We start from the raw sequence: 22,009 nt of genomic DNA, 5'->3' as shown, positions 1-22,009 counted from the left end.
GCCCGCTCACACGGGCATTGCACGAGAAATGAGCACCACCATGAGCGACATCACCCCCATCGATCTCACGCAGCGTCTTGCCGGCAAGGTCGCCGTCATCACCGGCGGCGGCAGCGGGATCGGCCTCGCCACTGCGAAGCGCATGCGCGCCGAGGGTGCGAAGATTGTCATCGGCGACATGGATCCCACGAGCGGCCAGGCCGCTGCCGAGGCCGTTGAGGGCCTCTTCGTGCAGGTCAACGTCACCGACCAGGATCAGGTCGACAACCTGTTCGATACCGCTGCGCGCGAGTACGGCTCGGTCGATATCGCGTTCAACAACGCCGGCATCTCCCCCGACGACGATGACTCGATCGAAACCACCGAACTCCCGGCCTGGCAGAAGGTGCAGGACGTCAACCTGAAGAGCGTCTACCTCTGCTCGCGCGCGGCGCTTCGCCACATGACGAAGCAGGGCAGCGGATCGATCATCAACACCGCGTCGTTCGTCGCCGTGATGGGCTCGGCCACCTCGCAGATTTCGTACACCGCGTCGAAGGGCGGCGTCCTTGCAATGACCCGTGAGCTCGGCGTCCAGTTCGCGCGCCAGGGCATCCGCGTGAACGCGCTCTGCCCGGGGCCGGTGAATACGCCGCTCCTCCAGGAGCTGTTCGCGAGCGATCCCGAGCGCGCTGAGCGCCGCCTCGTCCATGTGCCGCTCGGCCGCTTTGCCCGCCCGGAGGAGCTCGCCGCATCCGTCGCGTTCCTCGCGAGCGACGACTCCTCCTTCATTACGGCGTCGACGTTCCTCGTGGACGGCGGCATCAGCAGCGCCTACACGACGCCGCTCTCCTAGCCGCGTACACTCGCTACGAGACCCGGCGCGGCCGCGCTGGCCCGGTGCGTTCGCGCCGCACACCCCGACGAGGAGCTCGATGGACCTGACACACGATGGTTTCGAGCTCCTCGTTCGTGGTGTGCGGCCCACGAACGCGTACGAGGAGACGATGCAGCGGCTCCTCCAGTCGGTCCGTCTCGGCCTCATCAGCCCTGGATCGCGGCTCCCTGCCGAGCGCGAGCTGGCGACCATGCTGAAGGTGAGTCGGGACACCGTGCGCGACGCATTGGCGACGCTCGCGGATGCGGGCTACGTGGTGTCACGCCGTGGCCGCTACGGCGGCACGTTCGTGGTGGACGAGCTGCCGCGGGATTCGGCCCTCGGTGTCGTCGCACCTGCCCTCGGCGCGGAAGAGGTGGAGGATCTCGCTCCCCTGCGGCGCGTGCTCGAGGTCGGCGCCGCGCGCGAGGCCGCTGCGCGCGAGTTGAGCGCTGAGGAGCGGCAGTCGCTCGGCCGGGCGCTCGAGGAGTGCGCTGCCGCCGACGATACGCAGCACCGGCGCCTCGACTCGCGCCTGCACCTGCTGATCGCGGAGCTTTCTGGCTCGCCCAGCCTGGTACCGCTCGTTGCGAACCTGCGCACCCGCGTCAACGCGCTGCTTGACGGGATCCCGCTGCTGCGGCCGAACCTTGCCCACTCGAACTCGCAGCACGAGGCAATCGTGACGGCGATCCTCACCGGCCGTCCGGACTCGGCCGCGGAGGCAATGCTCGAACACGTCGAGGGCTCCACCGCGCTGCTCCGCGGCTTCTTCTCGAACCCGTCTGAGCCGGCGCGCTAAACCCGCGCCAGCAGCGCACGCGCCACTGCGGCGAGCGCGCGCACCCCACGGTGCTGATCAGCAGGTTCGGTGTACTCCGCGGCGTGATGCGTGATGCCCTCCGCGCTGGGCGTGAAGAGCAACACGGTTGGCACACCGGCCGCGTTCATGATCACCGCATCGTGGCCCGCAATCGTGGGCATGCGCTGTGCGCGGATCCCCATTGAGATTGCGGTCGCTGTGGCAAGCGCAACCAGATCGGGATCAAAACTTGCCGCCCGCCGTTCTGACCACGCGCCGAAGTCGCACTGCACCCCAGTGCCACGCTCAATCTCTTGCGCCGCTGTAACGAGGGCTGCCCGCGCCGCGTGTAGCCGCTCCTCCTCTGGGCTTCGCAGTTCCACTTTGAACTCGACGAGCGACGGCGTCGCATTGGGCGAATTCGGAGTGATGCGCATCCACGCCGCTGCGGTGTGGAGACGATCATCGGGATCCGCGAGCCCGAGTTCACGCAGCAGGGCGATGAGTCTCGCGGCAGCCGCGAGCGCATCGACTCTGAGCGCCATGGGGGTCGGTCCCGTGTGTGTTTGTACCCCGTGCACACGCACGTCAGCTTTGTGAGCGGCCCAGGTGCGGTCCACGATTCCGAGCTCGGCACCGTCTCGTTCAAGCCGAGCGCCTTGCTCCACGTGCAGCTCCGCGTAGGCGGCGACAGTGGCCGGGAGCGCGGAGGTGCCCGCGAGTGCGCGGCTCACCAGCTCATCGGAGAGCAGCGTGTGCTCTGCATCGCTCGCGGCGAGTGCCTCGGCAAGTGAGAGCTGCCCAGTGAACACGCTGCTTCCCATCACGCTGGGCTGGAAACGGGCTCCCTCTTCATTGGCCCAGTTCACAGCGCCCAGGTTTGTTCCCTGCGGTACCTCGGTGTGAGCGGCCTCGGCCACGACGGCCAGCGCGGCGGCAACGCCGAGCTGGCCGTCGAATCGCCCACCGTCGGGCTGGCTGTCGAGGTGGGAGCCGAGCAGCACCGTGCGGTCGCCTGGCACCGGCGGCCGGGCAAGCGCAAACTGGTTGCCGATCTCGTCAGTGTGCGCGTGCAAGCCGAGCGCAGCGCAGCGCGCCCGGAAGGCCGCCCGCACTTCGGCGTCGGCCGCGCTGAACGCGAGACGGTGCAGCCCCGTGTCATTCGCGCGGCCGATCTCCGAGAACTCTGCGAAGAGCTCGTCGAATAGCTGGAGGAGCACTGCATCGGCGGTCTGCTCGGACATTAGCGGGCCGCGTCCAACCACTGCCGGTATTCGGGTCGCCGTGAGATCCAGAACGTGCGATAGAGCTTCCAGGAGCCGTACTTGAAGTAGTCGAAGTCCTCATCGCGCGCGTGGGCGTTGATCAGCCCCCAGAGGCCCCACTTCGTGTCGGCGATCATGCGCGAGAGCATGGCGCGTGCGAAGAACCGCTCGTCATGCTCGCCGCGGTACTCGGCGACAAGTTCGCGGGAACGATCGATGTCCACGAACATCTCGGTGAGGATCAGACCGATCTCGAAGCTTGCCTCGTTGTTCGCGGCGTAGTCGAAGTCGATCAGCGTGACGTTGGCCGCATCATCGATGAGGAAGTTGCCGGGCATGGGGTCGTTGTGGGCCGGCACCAGTTCGAGCCCGGACACCATGAATGCGTCGACCGCTTCGCGATAGTTGCGCAACACATCGGCCGACCAGTCCGGGAGCGGAATCCCGTCTTCCTCGACCTGCGCGAGGTGTTCCTCGACCATGTCCACCATGGTTTTGGTCTCACTGAGCAGCGGGGTGCCGTGCCAACGACGGTAGGTATCCATGACGCCTCGACACACGTCAGCGCGCTGAAAGTCGAGTGTCGTCGCAGTGCGGAACCCATCTGCCACGAACTCGGAAAACTCAATGCCGCTGCTTGCGTCGTAGAACAGCACCTGAGGGCTGATCCCGGCTGCTGCAGCCTGGCGCGCGGCTTGGTTCGCCGTGTCTCGGTTGATGAACTTCTCGGTGCCCAGCCCGGGCACCTTCGCGAAGATCGGCTGGCTGTCGCCGATCCGCAGTCGGAAGTTTTCGTTGGTGATGCCGCCGAATACCGGGTCAACCGCCACATCGAGACCGGCCCATTCTGGGTTCTTGGCGATGGCTGCGCGGAGAGGTTCGGGAAGCGTGATGGTGGTCATGCGAGCGCTCCTTCCAGTTCGGTACGGGTGTCGGGGTCAGAGAACAGCAGCTCGGCAAACGTCATTCGCCAGAGCCCATACTTGATCGAATCGAGGTTGACGTCCGGATCGGTTCCAGAACGGAGCCGGGTGAGCACCGCCCAGCGCAGGTGTTCGATCCCCGCGATGAGCTTGATGACCGCGCGATCGCGCGCTTCCGCTTCGGGCGCGAGCTCGGAGATGAAGTCATCAATGTCGAGTGCCCCGGGACACGCTTCCGCCACCAGCACCGCATGGTCGTGCACCGCCGAGAGACTCGCGGCAGAGCCCCACCCCACGAGACGCACTTCACCCGCAGGATTCACCATGATGTTCGACACGGTGCCCTCGCCTTGCGACGGCCGCATCTCGACGGTTCGGCGGTATGCGAGGAGCGGCGCGCGAAAGCCCGCGACGTAGGCGGCGAGCTCTCGCACTCGCGGATCCACATCAATTCCGCGATCGTCGCACTCATCGAGCAGTTGGAGCAGCTCAATGAGTGGACTGCGTGTGGAGAGCGGGATGTCCAACTGCGCGAACTGCGCGCGAGCCTCGTGGAGACGCTGCCGCAGCCGTGCGTCGCGGAAGAGATCGAGGCGCCCCACTCGCCACTCGGGGCTGAGTCGTTCCTCAAGCAGCACGCCAAGCTCGCTGTCGGCCGCGTAAATCTTGGGGCCAATTCCCGCCTCGCCCGCCGCAGTCGCTGCCGCGATGAGGTTGTCGCGATTACGCCATGACCAGGCGTGCCGGGAGAGCTTCTTCAAGAGCACGGGGCCAAAATCGGGGCACTCACCGGCGATCAGTGCGCTGTCCGAAGCCCACCAGCTGGGGGAAGGGACCTGAGCAACCGGGCCGCCCCAGGTGATGGCTTCGACGTCGAAGCCATGCGCCCAATCATCAATGTTGTCCTGCCAACGGGTCACGAGAGTGTCCTTTCCAGAGCGCGGGTGCGGAGCTGATGCTCAGCGTTTGAGTAGTCGGGAATGGGGATCACACCGATGCGGCTCGCACGAAGGGCAAGCACGGCGCCGATGATGACGATGACGAGCGGCAGGCTGAGCGGAATGATCCCGTAGGGTGCGAGGAACTGGGTGAGCGCCCCGTACAGCAGAGCCGATGCAGCTGCGGCAACAATCGTCGCGATGAATGCGCGCACGCTCGGCACCAGGATCACGCCAAACAATCCCACCGCGACAACTGCGCCGTTGTAGCCCCAGAGGCCGTGGTAGATCTCAGAGCCGTCTGCGCCGATGGCCTGGCCTGCGAGCGCCCCGGTGAGCGAGCCGAGCACCGCCATGATGGCACCCACGCGAGTGGCGAGGGCGATGCCGATGACGATCAGCACGCCGGCGAGCACCGAATCCATGAGCACGACCTGTCCGATGCCTCGGAAGGTCGCGTTGACGAGCCCAGAGAGCGCGTCGACCGGCGGACCGTCGACTGCGGCGCGCAGCACCGGATCTGGCGCGTGTGCGAAGCGCTGCACCGGCTGCAGGATTGACATATTGCCATTCCCGTGTGCGGTGGCTGGGGCGAGCAACAGCACGAGCAAGCCCAGCAGACCAAAGGTGAGTGACAGCGCAGGTGCGTCGAAACGCAGAACGAGCACCTCGATGGTGGCCTGCATGATCGGAACCGAGATCGCCGCAGCGAGGAGTGTGAACACGGCGTTGCCGAGCACCCACTCGCCCTGCAGGAACACCGCGCCGAGCACCCCGAAGAGCGCTCCGTTGAATGAAAAGAAACCAAGTCGCACCACGCTGGAGTCGTAGCCAAGCAGAAGTGCTGTGAGCGTGGAGATGAGCGCACCCCCGAGGAGGAGCGTTCCGGCCCAAACTGACTGGGTGGTGATGGCGAGGAGTAGTGCCAGCCCGGTGAGCGGGTTGTTGATGAGAAAAATCTGGCCAATTCCACGGAATGCGCTATCGAGCACACCCAGTGCGGCGTTCGCCTGATCGATGTGCTCGGTTGCCCGGAATGTTCCCGAGAACCGGTCAAGAGGGTGGACAGGAGTGTGAATCATCGTTGATTCCTCAAGGTTGGGCGCAGCAGTCCGCGCCAGTGCGGCGTGCTGCGCGGTGGTGGGTCTAGTGACTCGTCACGGTCAGCCTGGTGATGTCTGAGCGGAACAGGTCGCGAGAAAGCTCGATCGGCCGTCCTGCAGCATCGAGCGCGACACGCTCGATGTCAAAGAGCGGGGTGCCGGGCGAGACGCGCAGCAGGTACGCAGCGGAAGGTGTGGCCTCGCCGATCCCGATTCGTTCCTGCGCGGTGACAACGGGAGTGCCATACTCGCCCGCCATGAGCTCATAGATCGAGCTCAGGTCTCGGGAGAGAATGTCGGGAAAAATGTGGGCCGGAAGCGTCATGTCTTCGAGCGACAGCGGCACCTCGTTCGCAGAGCGAAGTCGGCGAATGGTGACCACTCGCGCGCCCGGCTCGAGCGCAAGCTGGGTGCGCTCGCTCTCGACCGCGTCACGCTCTTCGGCGCGAAGGATTCGGGTGCTGGGCTGGTACCCCTGATCAACCAGAAACGTGGGCACGCCAACGACCGCATTGAGCGAGCGCGAGACCGTAAACGGAGCGCGCCCTGCCCCGGAAGTGACATAGGCGTTCACCCCCACCTCACGGATGTAGCTACCGCCCCCGCGCCCCACGCGCTGTTCAATCTGTCCCGCCGAGACGAGACTGGCGAGCTCCTTGCGCACCAAGCCGCGGGAGACCCCCAGTTGCTCGGCGAGCTCACGCTCGGAGGGGAGCTTGGATTCGCCCTGCAAACGCAGACGCTCCACCATGTGAGAGAGCCGATCTCTGATCTCCATCTCCGCCTCCAAAGGTTCGATATTTTGGACCATTTACCCGCTGAGCGGGGGTTTCGGCAAGTATATATTCACCGCTACACTCCGTGTCTAGAGGCAATCTTCGCCAGGCACACTCGACCTTCACCGCAGAGGGGAATGCACATGATGAGTCAGCACGATTCGTTCGTTGATCCGCAAGAAATCGGCCTAAATCAGCCACTTTCAGAGAAAAGTTATGAGCTGCAGTTTGCGCGTGCCGAGCAGGTTCAGGCGGCCACGAACGCATTCTCGGCACTCAATACCCCTGCGGCACGCGAGGCTGCGGCGGCACAGACTCACGTCAATGAAAAGGTCCATTCTGGCAGACCTTTAGCGGGATCCATCGTCACAGTGAAGGATAGTTTCCACGTGCGGGATCTTCCCCGCTGGCACGGCAGCGCGACCCACCCGGGCGCATTCTCTCCCTCGGATTCGGTTCCCGTGTCACGCTTGCGCGCGGCAGGAGCGATCATTGTCGGGAAGACGACGATGCCCGACTATGGGCTCCTTGCTGCCGGGCTCAGCTCGCAGTTTGGGATCACCCGCAATCCGTGGGATCTATCGGCATCCCCCGGGGGTTCGAGCTCAGGCGCGGGGGCGGCGGTTGCCGCGGGCGTCGGCCACTCAGCGCTCGGCACTGACATCGCCGGGAGTGTGCGCCTCCCCGCTGCACACTGTGGGCTTGTCGCCCTCAAACCCACGCAGGGCGCCCTGGCCTATGCGCCCGCGAGCACTTGGCGCTCCGCGGGACCAATGGCGCGCACGGTGCGCGCGGCGCGCGAACTCTTTGAGGTCGTCGGAGCCCCGCACCCAAGCGATCAGCTGTCGCGGCCGCTCCCTAACTCCCCCTCCGGCGTGCACGCGGCGCTGCTCGCCTCCGCGGCGTCGAGTGGTTGGACACCCGCTGCCCTGCGTGGACTCCGCGTCGGTGTAATGGAGAGCCCCGGGTATGGGCCGCACATGGACAGCGAAACGAACACTGCGTTTCACCGGTTCCTCGAGGTACTCCGCGCGAACGGGGCCATCTTGGAAGACTTCACACCAGCGATCACCGAGCTCGACTTTGCCGCACTCGACCGGTGCCTCATGACGCGCTGCATCGCCGAGCGCTCAGGCTGCCCCACCGACCGCCAGGACGATCTTCTCCCCGTGATCAGTGCTTGGGCAGAGTCTGGGTCGCAACTCCGGGCCACCGACTACTTCCTCGACTTCGAGCATCTGTCGGCGGTTGCCGCGCGCGTCTCCGAACGGGTGGCAAGCTACGACATCGTTGTCTCACCGGTCATGGGCGTGCACCGTTTTGCAGCCGACTCGTTTGGCCCCGATCCCACACAGCCGCTCCTCTTCCATGCGAACTACACCGCGTGGTTCAACCAGACCGGTCAGCCGGCAGTGGCGCTCCCCATGGCTCGCAGCACGGCTGGGCACCCCATCGGAGTGCAGATCGCTGGCCCACACGGCGCAGATTTCGCGCTGCTCGGCATCGCTGAGGCGCTCGAAGGAGTGCTCGAGGTGCCACTCGGCATCCCCGCACTCACGTCTCCCCAGGCGTCGTCAGCCGCGTAGCCCAAGCGCAATCACCCGGCACCTCGCCCGGCCCGCCCCTCTCCTCCTGTTCTTGCAAACAGCCCACCCGCTCTTGCCGCGCACCCCTGCGTGTGCGGCGTCCGAAAGGATCCACCAGTGACCCACTCCATCCCCGCTCCCGCGCTCCCCGTTGCGACGCGCACGCTGATCGCGGAGGCAGATGCCTTCCTCCTCGATTTCAATGGCACGCTCTCGGACGATGAGCAGCTCCTTGCGGAACTCGTCGCCGAGATCTCTGAGCAGGAGCTCGGCGTCGCAGTGTCTGCAGCGCGGTATTTTGCTGAGTTTGCCGGCTTTACCGAGGAGCACATGTTTGGCGTTCTTGCCGCAGAGGCGAGCGGGCAGGCACCGAGCGCAGAGTACCTCTTTGACCGGTTCAACGCCCGGTACCTTGAGCGAACCGCAGCGCACAGCACGATCACCCCCGCGGCTCGCGCGTTCATCGCGTCCGCTACCGCGGCGGGAAAGCGCCTCGCGGTCGTAACTGCTGCGAGCCGCCAGACCGTGGTTCCTGCGCTCGAGCAGGCGGGCATCGGTGCCGCGTTCGAAACCGTCGTCGCGCTTGAGGATGTCGCATCGTCGAAGCCCGACCCAGAGTGCTATCTACGTGCGGCGGCTGAACTGGGGATCGAGCCCATTCGCGCGGTTGCGTTTGAGGACTCGCGCACAGGGATCCGCGCCGCGCGCGGTGCCGGGGTACCGACCGTCGCGGTGCTCGGCAGCCTTGATCTCGCCGCCGCGAGCGAGCTCACCCCCCACGTGGTCACGCGGCTCGACCCCGCGCTGCTCTAGGCAGCGGGCAATGCCCGCTGCATGCTGGCGCAGGCGGTGGACTAGGCGCGGCGGTACGTCAGGTCGCGGATCGCGCGTCCCTTTGCGGCGCCCTTGCGCTCGAAGGCGGTGAGGATGCGGCCGTCGAAGCGCTCCGCGTACTCGCCTGTGAAGTCACGCGAGAAGTCGGGTGCGGCATCGAGCACCACGCGCATGTGCTCGGCGTACTCCTCCCAGTCGGTGGCGAGACGGAGCACGCCGCCGGGGCGGAGCACGCGGGCGGCGATCTGCGTGAACTCCTCGTTGATGAGTCGCCGCTTGTGGTGGCGCGACTTCGCCCACGGGTCCGGGAAGAACACCCAGAGCTCGTCCGCGCTTCCCGCAGGCAGGTAGTGCTCAAGCACCTCCGGCGCGTTCGCCTCGATGAGCCGCAGGTTGCGCGCGCCGAGCTCGTCCGCCGCAGTCATCGTGCGCGCGAGCCCCGCACGGAACACCTCGATTGCCATGTGATCGCGCTCGGGGTGCGTGCTCGCGGCATGCACGATCGCGTGACCCTGCCCCGATCCCACCTCGATCACAAGTGGTGCCTTGCGGCCGAAGATCTCCTCCGGTACGCCATGCGCACCCTCCGCAACGCTTGTCGCGGCGGGGCCGCGGGGAACGTCGATACGGTAGAGCGGCGAGAGTTCGTCCCACCCGCGCTGCTGCCCGGACGTCATTCGTCCGCTGCGGCGCACAAACGAGACAGGCTTGTCCCGAAACGTGGTCGGGTCGAAGGTCTTCGATTTCTGGGGCTGCTCGTCAGTCACCCCACAACGGTAGTGCGGCAACGCCCGAAGGGCAAAGCGCGCGGCACCGGCCCGCGGTACCATGGAGCCACGGCTTCGACCCAGGAGGACTCCCATGACCCGACGCATTCTGTTGGTGAACGGCCCAAACCTCAATCTCTTGGGCACCCGTGAACCGGAACTCTACGGCGAGGAGACGCTTGCCGACGTCGAGGCGCTTGCCGCCCGCGTCGCAGCAGATTTCGGCATCGAAGTTCGCGCGGTGCAGAGCAACCACGAGGGCGTGCTCATCGACGCGATCCACGAGGCCCGCGAAGACTGCCTCGGGATCGTCATCAACCCGGGGGCGTTCACGCACACCTCCGTGGCGCTGCGCGACGCGATCACCGGCGTTGATCTGCCCACCGTCGAGGTACACCTCACCAACGTGCACGCGCGCGAGCCGTTCCGCCATCACTCGTACATCTCCCCCATCGCCGCCGGCGTGATCGTGGGCTGCGGTGTGCAGGGCTACGAGTTCGCGGTGCGACGCGTGGCCGCTCTCATCGCACGCTAACGCGGTCCCGGCTGCGCCGCTGCGCGGACCCCGCGCGCTACGGCGCGGTGAGAAACACGTCGAGCAGCCCCGGGTTGTGCGCGTGCACGAGCACCGCGAACACGACCGCGTCGAACAGCAGGTGCACAGTCACCACGTACGCGAGCGAGCGCGTACGCAGGAAGATCATGCCCTGCATCAGCGCAAAGGGAATGGTCAGCAGCGGACCCCAAGAGCGATAGCCCAGCTCCCAGAGGAATGACACGAACACCACAGCCTGCAGCACGTTTGCGAGCCAGGCCGGGAAGTGGCGCAGCAGCACGGCGAACACCGTGCAGATGAAGAACAGCTCATCCCAGATCCCAACGGCACCGACACCAACGAACAGCCGCGAGATGAGATCGGGTGTCGTGACCGCCGGCCAGTTCTCGTAGACCCCCGAGCTGATGAAATACCAGGGCAGGATCAGCCAGCCCAGCACAAGCACCGCGGCAAGCCAGGCCCAGTGGAATACGCCCCAACGCTGCCTGCTCCGCCAGGGAAAGCCCGTGGCCCGATCCCGATAGAGAAACCGCGACACGAGGTACGGCACGAGCACGGCGCCGCCCAGCGCCAGCGTGAACTGCACCATTGACCACGTGTCGAGCCGCGCACCGAGGTCGATCGTGCGGATGATCGCGAGGCCCAGTGCGATGAGCGACAGGTCGCGCAGGAGCGACGGCGGGCGCGCCTCCGGCGGCAGCGCGCGCAGCGCGGCACGGTCCGCGGCGCCCCGCGGGATCGGGATCGAGCACTGCCCGCCGCAGCCTCCCCGGTCGGCGTAGGCGGCGGCTGCGAGTCCCAGGATCAGGAGCAGGATCCCGGCAGGAAGGTCCTCGAACACGAACAGCGCGGGCGCCGCGAGCACCGTGAGCGCAGCGGCGATCACGTGCCACGGGCGGATCGCGGGTGACGCGCTCGCGTGCAGCCGGTGCTCAACTGGGGTTCCCACGCAGCACAGCGTAGCCGCCGCGCCTGCGGGGCACCCGAAGCGATGCTCACCGCCCGCCAGACCTGCCGGACGCAGACGATCAGAAATCAAGAAGTCTGCGGCGCCCCGCGCGCGCTACGCTACCCCCATGAGCGCCGTCGACTCCGTCATCCATCCCGCCGATTCGCACGACACAATCGTGGTGCGCGGGGCCCGCGAGCACAATCTCAAGAATGTGAGCGTGGAGCTCCCCAAACGCCGCCTCACGGTGTTTACGGGTGTCTCCGGCTCGGGCAAAAGCTCGCTCGTCTTCGCGACCATCGCGGCCGAATCCCAGCGCCTCATCAACGAGACCTACAGCGCGTTCGTGCAGGGCTTCATGCCCTCGCAGTCGCGGCCCGATGTCGACGTGCTCGAGGGTCTCACGACGGCGATCATCGTTGACCAGGAGCGCATGGGCGCAAACCCACGCTCCACGGTGGGTACGGCGACGGACGTCAACGCGATGCTGCGGATCGTCTTCTCCCGCCTCGGCACCCCGCACATTGGTTCGCCCAACGCGTTCTCATTCAACGTGGCCTCGGTGAGCGGGGCGGGCGCGGTCACCCTCCAGAAGGGCGGCAAGCAGGTGAAGGAGCGCCGCTCGTTCGAGGTGCTTGGCGGCATGTGCGCCACGTGTGAGGGACGCGGCACCGTCTCTGACTTCGCGCTCGATCAGCTGTTCGACGATACGAAGTCGCTCGCTGACGGTGCCCTCACCGTGCCCGGCTACAGCATGGATGGGTGGTACGGCCGTCTCTTTGGTGCGATGCTGCCGATGGACGTGCCGATTCGCGATTTCACGCCCGAGCAGCTCGAGGTGCTGCTGCACCAGGAGCCCACGAAGATCAAGGTCGACGGCACGAACCTCACGTATGAGGGGCTGATCCCAAAGATTCAGAAGTCGATGCTCGCGAAAGATCGGGAGGCGATGCAGCCGCACGTGCGCGCGTTCGTTGACCGGGCGATCGTGTTCACCCCGTGCTCCGCCTGCGGGGGCACCCGCCTGAACGATTCGGCGCGCTCCTCAAAGGTCGCGGGCCTCTCGATCGCAGACGTGTGCGCGATGCAGATCAGCGATCTCGCAGAGTGGGTGCGCGAGATCTCGGATCCCGGCCTGCAGCCCCTCATCGCGAAGTTGTCGGACACGCTGGACTCCTTCGTGCAGATCGGGCTCGGGTACTTGAGTCTCGATCGCCCGACGGGCACACTGTCGGGTGGCGAGTCGCAGCGCACCAAGATGATCCGGCATCTCGGCTCCCCTATCACCGACGCGACGTACGTGTTCGATGAGCCGTCGATTGGCCTGCATCCGCACGACATCGAGCGGATGAACCAGCTGCTGCTCAAGCTGCGTGACAAGGGCAACACCGTGCTGGTTGTCGAGCACAAGCCTGAGATGATCGGGATCGCGGATCACGTTGTCGACCTCGGGCCGCGGGCGGGCACCGGCGGCGGTGAGATTTGCTTCGAGGGCACTGTCGCGGGGCTGCGCGCCTCGGACACGCTCACGGGGCGTCACCTTGACGATCGGGCGCACCTGAAGGAGACCGTGCGGCAGGCGAGCGGCGCGATCGAGGTTCGGGGGGCGAATCGCCACAACCTCAAGGACGTCGACGTCGATGTGCCGCTCGGTGTGCTCTGCGTCATCACGGGGGTTGCCGGTTCGGGGAAGAGTTCGCTGATCCATGGCTCGGTGTCGAACCGAGAGGGGGTCGTCGCGATCGACCAGGGTGCCATCAAGGGCTCGCGCCGCTCCAACCCCGCGACCTACACGGGGCTGCTCGATCCTGTGCGCACCGCGTTCGCGAAGGCCAACGGCGTGAAGCCGGCGCTCTTCAGCGCAAACTCGGAGGGGGCGTGCCCCGAGTGCAAGGGTGCTGGGGTGATCTACACCGATCTCGGCATGATGGCCACGATGGAAAGCGTGTGCCAGGTGTGCGAGGGTCGCCGCTTCAACCAGGATGTGCTCGAGTACACGCTCGCGGGGAAGAACATTGCCGAGGTGCTCGAGCTGAGCATGGCCGAGGCGCACGAGTTCTTCAGCACCGGCGAGGCGCGCATCCCGAAGGCGGCGAAAATTCTGGATCGTCTCACGGACGTGGGGCTTGGCTACCTGACGCTGGGGCAGCCGCTCTCCACGCTGTCGGGTGGCGAGCGGCAGCGGCTGAAGCTCGCGATCCACATGCTCGAGGATGCCGACATCTACGTGCTTGACGAGCCCACCACGGGTCTGCACCTCGCCGACGTGGAGCAGCTGCTCGGTCTGCTCGACCGACTCGTCGACGCGGGCAAGAGCGTCATTGTGATCGAGCACCACCAGGCGGTGATGGCGCACGCCGACTGGATCATCGACATCGGACCGGGTGCCGGACAGCAGGGTGGCACGGTGGTGTTCGAGGGCAGCCCGCGCGAGCTGATCGCCGACGGCTCGACGCTCACCGGTCAGCACCTCGGACGGTACGTCGCGTAGCGCGGTGAGCTGCGGGAGCGCTCACCCGGGTGAGCCTTCCCGCTAGCGCGGCGCTGAGGGCAGCTCGTTCAGCGCCCGGATCAGGCGGTGCAGGTCACCCACCGCGCGGCGACGCGGGGTGAAGATAATGCGCGGCAGCTCCGGGCGGTCGTCGTCGCCGCGTTCCTCGGGGAGCGCCTCGGTTCGCTCAATCGTGCCGGTCTCGCACAGGCCCGAGAAGCGCGCGTTGAGGTCAGCGAGCTCCTCATCACTCGGTTCGGCGCGGAGGCGCAGCACCAGCTCGGCGCCGAACCAGCGCAGCGAATCGTAGTTGCGCCAAAACCCGGTCACCTCGGCGACCGCCGCCTCGACAGAGTCCGTGACGAGCACGCGGTCGAGATCGTCCACGGCGACAAGCCCGTTGGCCGCGAGCTGCTCGGTCACGAACGCCGCGAAGCCGCGCCAGAACTGACCGCCCTCGCGGTCAAGCAGCACGATGGGCGTGGGCTCCATCTTGCCCGTCTGCTGCAGCGTGAGCAGCTCAAAGGTCTCGTCCATGGTGCCAAATCCGCCGGGCAGGCAGATGAATCCGCTCGACTCTTTCACGAGCATCAGCTTGCGGGTGAAGAAGTACTTCATCGCGACCTGGCGGTTGTCCCCCGTGAGCACGGCGTTCGGCGCTTCCTCGAACGGCAGCCGGATCGACACCCCAAGCGACTGTTCCGGCCCCGCACCGGTCGCCGCGGCTTCCATGATGCCGGGACCGGCGCCCGTCACAACGAACCATCCCTCGTTTGCGAGCTGTTCGGCGGCGGCGCGCGCGTTCTCCCACAGCGGGTCGTGCGCATGGGTGCGCGCCGAACCAAAAATAGTCACCTTCGGCGTGCCAGCGTATGGCGCGAACAGTAGGAATGCCGCGCGCATCTCCTCGACGGCTGCAGCCGTGATCTTGAGATCACGGCGCGGGGTGGCGTCCTGCCCCAGGCCGATTCCGGTCTCCAGGATGCGCCGCACGAGCGTGCGCTGCGAACCCACCCCGCAATCGGCGATCAGCGCGTCAAGACGCTCGCGAAGCTCCTGCTGCGCGTCGGGTTCGGGGGCGTTTGTGGCGTTGCTCACGCTTCCACCCTAGCTGTGCGAGCCGTGGAAGGTGCGGGTTCCGCGCCCCGCTCCGGGGCGGAGGAGGAACCGGACGGGCTATGCGCCCGCCGCAAGTACCGCGTCGAGGAGCCCCGGGAAGCGAGCGTCGAGGTCCTCCCGGCGCAGCGAGAGCACGCGTGAGCGCCCCTGCGGATCGTTGCGAATCACGCCGGACTCCCGGAGTACCTTCATGAGGTGCGACTTCGTTGATTTGGGCATGTTCGGATCGCTGAGCGAGCAGGCGGCCATCTCCATCGGACCGTTGACCAGCTGGCGGGCGATCGCAAGCCGCTCGGGATCACTCAGCGCAAACAACACCTCGGGGAGCGTGATCTCTGCCCGCTCGGGGTGTGGGAGTTCCGGAACCGCACTCATGGTTCGATAATAGTTGAACTATTTGTGCGATACCAGTACGCTCGCACTGTTCGAAAAACATCGAACTGACACCTGAGTTCTGGAGCACGCAGTGAACGCCACTTCCCACGCAGCCGCGCCGAGCGCATCACGCCGGCGCTGGGGCTTCGCCATCACCGTGGTGAGCCTCGTTGGCATGATGGCCGGCGCGAGCGCGCCCTCGCCGTTCTACCCGGTACTTGCAGCAGAAATCGGATTCAGCTCCGCAACAATCACCACGGTGTTTGCGGTCTACGCCATCACGCTGCTCCTCACACTCCTCACCGCAGGTTCACTCTCTGACCATGTCGGCCGCCGCCCAGTGGCGAGCGCGGGCCTGCTCCTGCTTGCGGTAAGCGTGCTGGTGTTCTGGCACGCGGACTCGGTGGCCGGCCTGATGTGGGGGCGCGCGGTGCAGGGCGTTGCGAGCGGTTTGCTGCTCTCTTCGCTCTCGGCCGCGGTCACCGATCTCGAGCGGCCGGACAGGCCGGGCTCGGCCGCGGTCTGGAACGCGGTTGCGCCCATGGTGGGGCTGGGCGGCGGCGCACTCGTCTCGGGCATCATGCTGGACGTTGCTGCCGAGCCGATGCGTGACATTTTCGGTCCGCTGAGTGCCGCATACGCGGTGCTCGCCGTGCTCGTGTGGTTCGTTCCCGAGACGGCACCGCGCACGCCCGGCGCGCTACGCTCGCTGAGATTCCAGCTCACGGTACCCGCCGCAATGCGCGCAGAATTCCTGCGCAGCGCCCCCGCAATCTTCGCGGGCTGGGCGACCGGCGGGTTCTTCCTCTCACTCGGTGCAAACATTGTTGCGGCCGAGCTCGGCGGGCGTGATCACCTGTGGCAGGGGCTCTCCGTGGCGCTTCTCGCGGGTACCGGCGGCCTCGCCACGCTCCTCATCCGTCGGCGCAGCGCGCACACCATCGTCGTATTTGGCACCGCGGCCCTCGCGAGCGGCACGCTCCTGTCGCTCGGCGCACTGGCGCTCAACTCGCTCCCCCTCTACCTCGTAACGGTATCGATCACGGGCGCAGGCTTTGGTACCGCCTTCTTCGGTGTGGTGCGTGCGCTGTCGCCGCACATCCCCGCCACGCAGCGCGCAGACGTGTTCGCCGTGATCTTTCTCGTCTCGTACCTCGCGTTCGGCGTACCCACGGTCGTGGCAGGGGTTCTCGTGCAGCTATTTGGCTTGCACCCAGTGAGCTACGGCTACGGCCTGCTGGTGGCACTGCTCGCCGGCACGGCCTGCGTGCTTCGCCTGCGGCGCAGACGCCCGAACGAGGACGCTCCTGGCCTCATGGCCTAGCCACACACGCGGGGTCGGGCACTAGGCTGGGGCCATGCCGGCACGGCGCACCCACCTTGCACCGCATCACGCTCACGGAGAGCTCGCGGCGGCGCTCGCCGCGCTCAGAACCGAGTTCGAGGTGCCACTCGACTTCCCGCCAGATGCGTTGAGCGAGGCCGCGGCGGCGATCCCGCTCCCCGCACCACGTGACCTGCGCGATATCCCGTTCGTCACGCTGGATCCCGTGGGCTCACGGGACCTCGACCAGGCGTTCCACCTGGAGCGCGTGGGATCGGGCTGGCGCGTGCGGTATGCGATTGCCGATGTGCCGGGGTTCGTGCACCCGGGAGGCGCGCTCGACCGGGCGGCGAGATCACGCGGGCAGACGCTGTATCTCCCCGACGGCACCGTTCCGCTGCACCCGCGGCTGCTCAGCGAGGGCCGTGCATCGCTGCTGCCGGGCGAGACCCGCTCGGCGTACGTGTGGACGGCGGAGCTCGACGCCGACGGGGCCGCGCACTCCGGCCGAGTCGAGCGCGCAGTGATTCGGTCGCGTGCACAACTCGATTACCCGGGCGCACAGCGGGCGATCGACGCAGGTCATGCGGACGGACCGCTCGCGCTGCTGCGCGAAGTGGGACTCGCGCGGTCCGGGCAGGAACGGCTGCGCGGCGGAGCAAGTCTCAGCATGCCCGAGGAGGAGATTCGCGAGACCCCCAGCGGCTACCGCATCGAGCGGCGGGATCCGCTGCCCGTTGAGGAGTGGAACGCACAGCTCTCGCTCCTCGCGGGCATCACCGCCGGGGAGCTCATGCTCGGCGCTGAGGTGGGGATCCTGCGCACGATGCCCCCGCCCGAGGAGACCGCGCTCACCGAGTTCCGTGCCCGCGTGCGCGCACTCGGGCAGCCATGGGCGCAGGATCTCAGCTACGGCGAGTACCTGGCCGGGCTCGACCCCACGGCCGTGGGCACCCCCGCCGTGCGACAAGCGGCGGCGGCGCTGTTCCGCGGCGCTGACTACACCTCCTTCGACGGTGCGCTCCCCGCGGAGACCCGGCAGGCCGCGATCGCGGCACCGTACGCGCACGTGACCGCTCCGCTGCGCCGCCTGGTCGACCGCTTCGGGCTGGTCGTGTGCGCAGCGATCTGCGCCGACGAGGCTATCCCCGAGTGGGCTCGGGCGGCCCTCCCCGAGCTCCCCGCACTCATGCGCGCGTCAAACCAGCGCTCGGGGCAGCTCACGTCGGCCGCGCTTGACCGCGTGGAAGCGGCGGTGCTGCACGACCGCGTGGGCGACACGCTCGACGCGGTGGTGATCGAGGTGCGTGGGGCGAAAGCCCGCGTGCAGCTCACCGACCCGCCCGTCACGGCGCAGTGCCCGGCGGACGGGCTGCGGGCGGGTACCCTTGTGCGCTTGCGCGTGCTCGGCACCGACATCGCAAGCGGCACCGTGGACCTCGCACCGGTCTCGATATAGCGTCTCGGAGTAGCGACTCGGCGGGCCAGCCCGTTGGCCGACCCGCCGAGTCGGAGCACCCTCAGCGCGACAGCAGTGAGTCCGCGCCGATCCCGGCCCGGGCAAGCCGTCTGCGCACTTCCGCGATCGGAACCGCGTGCGCAGTTCGCCCTTCAAAGCCAACGCGGGTCTCGGCACGAAGCACCGAGTTCACGAGTGCTTCCTCGACCGCCTCCATCGTCGCGAGAAACGCTGGCGAAAGGTCATCATCGCTCGGCGGCGCCCCCGTGCCCACCGACACGCTAATCGCGTAGTCGCCGGAGCCCTGCGCAAAGTCCGAACCGGTGCCGCGCAGCGCAAACACCGCACGGTTCGCGAGCCGCCGCAGCTGGCGTGCATCAAGCGGCGCGTCGGTTGCCACCACGATCATGCACGAGTTCCCAATCGTTTCGGCGGGTTCTCCCGGCAGCACCTCTGCAGCGGGGATGGGCACCCCCGCGAGCTGCAGTGTGCCCGTGTAGTTGCTCTGCACGATCGCGCCGACGGTGTACTCGGTCGCGCCGACCCCGACGATGCGCGACGCGGTGCCGATCCCACCTTTGTATCCCAGCGCGACAGTGCCCGTACCCGCCCCCACGCCTCCCTCAGCGACCGGCCCCGTGTCCGCTGCGGCGAGCGCAGCGCGCACCTCGGCCTCACCAACCGGCCGGCTTCGGATGTCTGAGAGGAACCCATCGTTCGTCTCCCCCACCACGGGGTTGAGGGTCGTGGTCGTCTCGTGCCCCGGCTGCTCGAGCATGTACGCGACGAGCGCATCCGCGACACGGAAGGCCGAGAGCGTGCTCGTCAGCAACACCGGGGTCTCGATGGACCCCAGCTCGCACAGCTGAGAGACGCCAACGAGCTTCCCGTAGCCGTTGCCCACGGAGAGCCCTGCGGGGATCGATTTTCGATCCGGTCCGAGCGCGTCGGGCACGATTGCGGTGACACCCGTGCTGAGGCGTTCGGTCTGCACGGTCGAGTGTCCCACCCGAATGCCCGGCACATCGGTGATCGCATTCTCGACTCCGCGCGCGAACTGCCCGGCGGGAATGCCGAGTTCCGCTGCCCGAGGCCGCGATTCCATGCTCATCGAACCCGCTCCAGGAACGCGCGCGTGCGCACCGAATCAGGATCGGAGAGCACTGCCTCGGGAGTGCCACGTTCCAGCACTGTGCCGCGGTCGAAGAACGACAGTGTGTCGCCCACCTCCCGCGCAAAGCCAATCTCGTGGGTCACAATGATCATGGTCATGCCTCCTCGGGCGAGCGCCCGCATGGTTTCCAGCACCTCATCGACCAGCTCGGGATCGAGCGCACTCGTGGGTTCGTCAAACAGCATCAGATCGGGATCCATGGCGAGTGCGCGTGCGATCGCAACACGCTGCTGCTGCCCGCCGGAAAGCTGGTGGGGGCGCTTGTGGCTGTGCTCACCGAGCCCCACGCGATCCAGCTCTGCTCGAGCACGCTCGTGCGCCTCCGAACGAGACAGGCGCTTCACGTGGATGAGGCTCGCGGCGACGTTCTCGACCGCGTCCATGTGGCCGTATAGGTTGAAGCGCTGAAACACCATGCCGATGCGTGAGCGGAACTGGGCCCATTCCCGGTCGGTCCACGGGTGGTAGCGCCCACCGTGCAAGCGAAATCCCACCTGCTCACCGTCGACCGTGAGGCTGCCTCCGTCAACGGTCTCGAGGCCGTTGATGGTGCGGAGGAACGTGGACTTGCCGGACCCTGATGGGCCGATGATGCAGCTCACTTCGCCCCGGCGCACTGTGAAGTCGACCCCGGTCAGTACACGGTTGTCGCCAAATGACTTCTCGACGCCAGCTGCGTCGACGAGTAGCTCAGTCATACCGGCTCCCCCGTTCGTGCGGTGCGACCACGTCCGGGCACGGTGATGGCCCCGGTCGCCACGCGCACCAGCTGCTGTGTGAACGTCTCGCCGCGAACGAGGCGGACGCGATCCTGCCCGAAGCGCTTCTCCAGTCGCGACTGCAGGTAGGTCGCGATCGCGGTCATTGCCATGTACCAGAGGCTCGCAACAATGAGCAGCTCAATGATCAGGTTGTTCTGCTTGTAGATCTGGCTTGCCTTGGTCATGAGGTCGTTGCCCGCCACCACCACGATGAGCGAGGTGGTCTTCAGCATCGATATGAACTCGTTCCCGGTGGGCGGGATGATGATGCGCAGGGCCTGCGGCAGCACGATCAGTCGCATGGTTTGCGCCCGCGTCATGCCACCTGCAAGCGCGGCCTCGGTCTGACCGCGGTCGACCGCCTGGATTCCCGCACGCACGGTCTCAGCGAAGTACGCGGCAAGGTTCAGGCCGAGCCCGAGGAGCGCGGCGACGCTGCCGCTGATCACACTGTTTGTGTCCCAGCGCATCCCGATGTTCGTGAAAGGAATCTTTAGTGTGATGAACGGGAGCAGGAACGCGAGGTTGAACCAGAAGATCAGCTGCACAAGCACGGGCGTGCCACGGAAGAACCAAATGTAGCCCTCCGCGATCCAACGCAGCACGGGGTTGTGTGAGAGCTTCATCACCGCGAGCACCACCCCGAGCACGAGGCCGAGGATGGTAGCCGCGATGCTCACCCAGATGGTGACGACGACGCCCTCAAGGATGCGCGGGGAGAACAGGTACTCCCACACGCGGTCCCATCGGATGCGGTCGTTGAACACCACGATCGACACCGCCCACGCCACGAAGGCGAGCGCGAGCGCGCCGGTGATCCAGCGCTTCACGTGAAGTGGTCGCGCAATCGGGATCCGTGTCCCGTCCGAACCGACCACGGGCTCGGTGCGCGCCTGCAGTTGCACAGTCATCGTTCGTCCTCGCGTTCCCGGGGCGCGCCCTACGCGCCGCCGTTCAGAGTAGCCTTCGGGAGCGCCATGTCACCGAGGCCCCAGGCATCGAGAATCTCGGCGTAGCTGCCGTCGTCCATGAGCGACTGAAGTGCCTGCTGCACGGTCTTCGCGAACTCCGCCTTCGAGTTGTCAATTCCGATGCCCCAGATACTCTCGTCGCCTTCGATGCGCACGGCATCCATCTCGGATTCGGGGTCCGCCGCTCGCTCCACGGCCACGGGGTAGTCAGTGATCGTGGCGCTCGAACGGCCGCTCTGCACGCTGAGGTTTGCTTCGCTGTCGCCGCCCAGGAGGAGGATGTCGTAGGCGGGCTTCCCTGCGCTCTCGCAGTCGCTCGAGAACTGCTCGGCAAGCAGCGCCGAGGATCCCGACTCGACCGCAGCCACGGTCTTGCCGCAGAGGTCTGCGGGCAGCGCGATCTTGTCCGGGTTGCCCTTCGCGACAAGGAAGGCGTTCCCTGCCTGGACGTAGTCGACGAACGTGGTCGTCTCGCGACGCTCCTCGTTGTCGGTCATTGAGGAGAGCAGCATGTCGTAGCGGCCCGAAATGAGGCCAGGGATCATCGCGTTGAATTCCTGATCCTGGATCGAGAGTGTCAGGTCGAGCTTGCGAGCGATCGCGTGCGCAATTGCCGGGTCGACGCCCACAATGTCGGTGCCGTTCGTGCCCCATTCCTCCATGGGCGGGTAGCCCACCGAGGTGGTGGCGCGGAGGCCGTTCTTGCGAATGTCGTCTGGCACCTGTGCGGCGAGATCAGCGTCGGCGGTGATCCCCTCCAGCACCTCCTTGGCCTTCTCCTCCGATGGAATCGGCATGAACTCGCTTGCGCTCGCGTCGACGTCGAATCCGCTCGAGTCGACGTCGGCAAGGCTCTGGCCGCCGCAGGCGGTGAGGCCGACGATCAGACCTCCGACCGCGAGCAGGGTGGCGGTCCTGGCGAATGCCCGGTTGCTTCGGGTGAGTCGTGGCTGCATTGCTACTCCTACTGGTGAGCCGCC

General features: G+C 66.8%; 21 protein-coding genes. 8 read left to right on the top strand and 13 right to left on the bottom strand.

From position 1 onward, the window contains the following. Positions 1–40: 40 nt before the first annotated feature. On the top strand, positions 41–835 hold the full coding sequence (locus D3226_RS07380) for a 3-oxoacyl-ACP reductase (protein ID WP_202381797.1): 795 nt from the start codon (positions 41–43) through the stop codon (positions 833–835). A gap of 79 nt (positions 836–914) precedes the next feature. After that, entirely contained in the window at positions 915–1,658 is a 744-nt protein-coding gene (locus D3226_RS07375; protein WP_202381795.1) for a FadR/GntR family transcriptional regulator, read from the top strand. Here D3226_RS07375 and D3226_RS07370 read toward each other — a convergent pair. The 5 genes from D3226_RS07370 to D3226_RS07350 form a co-directional block, all read right to left on the bottom strand. Then, on the bottom strand, positions 1,655–2,902 hold the full coding sequence (locus D3226_RS07370; RefSeq protein WP_202381793.1) for a hydantoinase/carbamoylase family amidase: 1,248 nt from the start codon (positions 2,900–2,902) through the stop codon (positions 1,655–1,657). The two genes, D3226_RS07375 and D3226_RS07370, sit on opposite strands and share 4 nt — an antisense overlap. Continuing rightward, positions 2,902–3,825 carry a choline kinase family protein gene (locus tag D3226_RS07365; protein ID WP_202381792.1) on the bottom strand — a complete coding sequence of 308 codons (924 nt, stop codon included), beginning with the start codon at positions 3,823–3,825 and terminating at the stop codon, positions 2,902–2,904. Before D3226_RS07365 ends, D3226_RS07370 begins: the two co-directional genes overlap by 1 nt. Further along, positions 3,822–4,766, bottom strand: coding sequence for a hypothetical protein (locus tag D3226_RS07360; RefSeq protein WP_202381790.1), 945 nt, complete (start codon positions 4,764–4,766; stop codon positions 3,822–3,824). Before D3226_RS07360 ends, D3226_RS07365 begins: the two co-directional genes overlap by 4 nt. Continuing rightward, on the bottom strand, positions 4,763–5,866 hold the full coding sequence (locus D3226_RS07355) for an urea transporter (RefSeq protein ID WP_202381788.1): 1,104 nt from the start codon (positions 5,864–5,866) through the stop codon (positions 4,763–4,765). Before D3226_RS07355 ends, D3226_RS07360 begins: the two co-directional genes overlap by 4 nt. Before the next feature lie 64 nt (positions 5,867–5,930). Next, positions 5,931–6,665 carry a GntR family transcriptional regulator gene (locus tag D3226_RS07350; RefSeq protein WP_202381786.1) on the bottom strand — a complete coding sequence of 245 codons (735 nt, stop codon included), beginning with the start codon at positions 6,663–6,665 and terminating at the stop codon, positions 5,931–5,933. 141 nt (positions 6,666–6,806) lie between these two features. On the opposite strand from D3226_RS07350, the gene D3226_RS07345 reads away from it, so the two are divergent. Then, positions 6,807–8,249: an amidase gene (locus tag D3226_RS07345; protein ID WP_202381785.1), complete on the top strand. Its 1,443-nt coding sequence runs from the start codon at positions 6,807–6,809 to the stop codon at positions 8,247–8,249. A gap of 117 nt (positions 8,250–8,366) precedes the next feature. After that, complete coding sequence (locus D3226_RS07340; RefSeq protein WP_202381783.1) at positions 8,367–9,062, top strand: HAD-IA family hydrolase; 696 nt, start codon at positions 8,367–8,369, stop codon at positions 9,060–9,062. 41 nt (positions 9,063–9,103) lie between these two features. On the opposite strand, the gene trmB is transcribed toward D3226_RS07340, so the two are convergent. Then, the gene (gene trmB, locus D3226_RS07335; RefSeq protein ID WP_337248928.1) at positions 9,104–9,850 is read right to left on the bottom strand and encodes a tRNA (guanosine(46)-N7)-methyltransferase TrmB; all 747 of its coding nucleotides are present in this window, start codon (positions 9,848–9,850) and stop codon (positions 9,104–9,106) included. 94 nt (positions 9,851–9,944) lie between these two features. Here trmB and aroQ point away from each other — a divergent pair, with 94 nt between their 5' ends. Beyond that, entirely contained in the window at positions 9,945–10,385 is a 441-nt protein-coding gene (gene aroQ / locus D3226_RS07330) for a type II 3-dehydroquinate dehydratase (protein WP_202381781.1), read from the top strand. Positions 10,386–10,422: 37 nt separating this feature from the next. Here aroQ and D3226_RS07325 read toward each other — a convergent pair whose 3' ends face one another. Further along, positions 10,423–11,331, bottom strand: a complete 909-nt coding sequence (locus tag D3226_RS07325) for a CPBP family intramembrane glutamic endopeptidase (RefSeq protein WP_202382162.1) — start codon at positions 11,329–11,331, stop codon at positions 10,423–10,425. Between the two features lie 151 nt (positions 11,332–11,482). On the opposite strand from D3226_RS07325, the gene D3226_RS07320 reads away from it, so the two are divergent. Continuing rightward, positions 11,483–13,846 carry an ATP-binding cassette domain-containing protein gene (locus D3226_RS07320; protein WP_202381779.1) on the top strand — a complete coding sequence of 788 codons (2,364 nt, stop codon included), beginning with the start codon at positions 11,483–11,485 and terminating at the stop codon, positions 13,844–13,846. Positions 13,847–13,888: 42 nt separating this feature from the next. Here D3226_RS07320 and D3226_RS07315 read toward each other — a convergent pair whose 3' ends face one another. Together D3226_RS07315 and D3226_RS07310 are read right to left on the bottom strand one after the other, a co-directional pair. Beyond that, complete coding sequence (locus D3226_RS07315) at positions 13,889–14,944, bottom strand: LOG family protein (RefSeq protein ID WP_202381777.1); 1,056 nt, start codon at positions 14,942–14,944, stop codon at positions 13,889–13,891. A gap of 78 nt (positions 14,945–15,022) precedes the next feature. After that, on the bottom strand, positions 15,023–15,340 hold the full coding sequence (locus D3226_RS07310; protein ID WP_202381775.1) for an ArsR/SmtB family transcription factor: 318 nt from the start codon (positions 15,338–15,340) through the stop codon (positions 15,023–15,025). Between the two features lie 91 nt (positions 15,341–15,431). Between D3226_RS07310 and D3226_RS07305 the strand changes: the two genes are divergently transcribed. Beyond that, on the top strand, positions 15,432–16,664 hold the full coding sequence (locus tag D3226_RS07305) for an MFS transporter (protein WP_337248927.1): 1,233 nt from the start codon (positions 15,432–15,434) through the stop codon (positions 16,662–16,664). A gap of 34 nt (positions 16,665–16,698) precedes the next feature. After that, on the top strand, positions 16,699–18,123 hold the full coding sequence (locus D3226_RS07300; RefSeq protein WP_202381773.1) for an RNB domain-containing ribonuclease: 1,425 nt from the start codon (positions 16,699–16,701) through the stop codon (positions 18,121–18,123). Positions 18,124–18,184: 61 nt separating this feature from the next. On the opposite strand, the gene D3226_RS07295 is transcribed toward D3226_RS07300, so the two are convergent. Genes D3226_RS07295 through D3226_RS07280 form a run of 4 tightly spaced genes read right to left on the bottom strand, consistent with a single transcriptional unit; the run spans position 18,185 to position 21,985 of the window. Continuing rightward, positions 18,185–19,234, bottom strand: coding sequence for a P1 family peptidase (locus tag D3226_RS07295; RefSeq protein WP_202381771.1), 1,050 nt, complete (start codon positions 19,232–19,234; stop codon positions 18,185–18,187). Then, a complete protein-coding gene (locus D3226_RS07290; RefSeq protein ID WP_202381770.1) occupies positions 19,231–19,995 on the bottom strand; it encodes an amino acid ABC transporter ATP-binding protein in 765 nt (254 codons plus the stop codon). Before D3226_RS07290 ends, D3226_RS07295 begins: the two co-directional genes overlap by 4 nt. After that, entirely contained in the window at positions 19,992–20,969 is a 978-nt protein-coding gene (locus tag D3226_RS07285) for an amino acid ABC transporter permease (RefSeq protein WP_202381769.1), read from the bottom strand. The genes D3226_RS07290 and D3226_RS07285 overlap by 4 nt, the downstream gene beginning before the upstream one ends. A gap of 29 nt (positions 20,970–20,998) precedes the next feature. After that, the gene (locus tag D3226_RS07280; protein ID WP_202381768.1) at positions 20,999–21,985 is read right to left on the bottom strand and encodes an ABC transporter substrate-binding protein; all 987 of its coding nucleotides are present in this window, start codon (positions 21,983–21,985) and stop codon (positions 20,999–21,001) included. Between the last annotated feature and the right edge of the window lie 24 nt (positions 21,986–22,009).

This window comes from Leucobacter chromiireducens subsp. chromiireducens, from assembly GCF_016758255.1.
Lineage (GTDB): Bacteria > Actinomycetota > Actinomycetes > Actinomycetales > Microbacteriaceae > Leucobacter > Leucobacter chromiireducens.
The sequence above is the reverse complement of the archived record's forward strand: the minus strand, read 5'-3'. Positions and strand labels throughout refer to the sequence as shown.

Bases quoted from the DNA above. Each gene is read 5' to 3' on its own strand.
- D3226_RS07380 (WP_202381797.1), top strand. From the start codon at position 41: ATGAGCGACATCACCCCCATCGATCTCACGCAGCGTCTTGCCGGCAAG.
- D3226_RS07375 (WP_202381795.1), top strand. From the start codon at position 915: ATGGACCTGACACACGATGGTTTCGAGCTCCTCGTTCGTGGTGTGCGG.
- D3226_RS07370 (WP_202381793.1), bottom strand. From the start codon at position 2,902: ATGTCCGAGCAGACCGCCGATGCAGTGCTCCTCCAGCTATTCGACGAG.
- D3226_RS07365 (WP_202381792.1), bottom strand. From the start codon at position 3,825: ATGACCACCATCACGCTTCCCGAACCTCTCCGCGCAGCCATCGCCAAG.
- D3226_RS07355 (WP_202381788.1), bottom strand. From the start codon at position 5,866: ATGATTCACACTCCTGTCCACCCTCTTGACCGGTTCTCGGGAACATTC.
- D3226_RS07350 (WP_202381786.1), bottom strand. From the start codon at position 6,665: ATGGAGATCAGAGATCGGCTCTCTCACATGGTGGAGCGTCTGCGTTTG.
- D3226_RS07345 (WP_202381785.1), top strand. From the start codon at position 6,807: ATGATGAGTCAGCACGATTCGTTCGTTGATCCGCAAGAAATCGGCCTA.
- aroQ (WP_202381781.1), top strand. From the start codon at position 9,945: ATGACCCGACGCATTCTGTTGGTGAACGGCCCAAACCTCAATCTCTTG.
- D3226_RS07320 (WP_202381779.1), top strand. From the start codon at position 11,483: ATGAGCGCCGTCGACTCCGTCATCCATCCCGCCGATTCGCACGACACA.
- D3226_RS07310 (WP_202381775.1), bottom strand. From the start codon at position 15,340: ATGAGTGCGGTTCCGGAACTCCCACACCCCGAGCGGGCAGAGATCACG.
- D3226_RS07300 (WP_202381773.1), top strand. From the start codon at position 16,699: ATGCCGGCACGGCGCACCCACCTTGCACCGCATCACGCTCACGGAGAG.
- D3226_RS07295 (WP_202381771.1), bottom strand. From the start codon at position 19,234: ATGAGCATGGAATCGCGGCCTCGGGCAGCGGAACTCGGCATTCCCGCC.
- D3226_RS07290 (WP_202381770.1), bottom strand. From the start codon at position 19,995: ATGACTGAGCTACTCGTCGACGCAGCTGGCGTCGAGAAGTCATTTGGC.
- D3226_RS07285 (WP_202381769.1), bottom strand. From the start codon at position 20,969: ATGACTGTGCAACTGCAGGCGCGCACCGAGCCCGTGGTCGGTTCGGAC.
- D3226_RS07280 (WP_202381768.1), bottom strand. From the start codon at position 21,985: ATGCAGCCACGACTCACCCGAAGCAACCGGGCATTCGCCAGGACCGCC.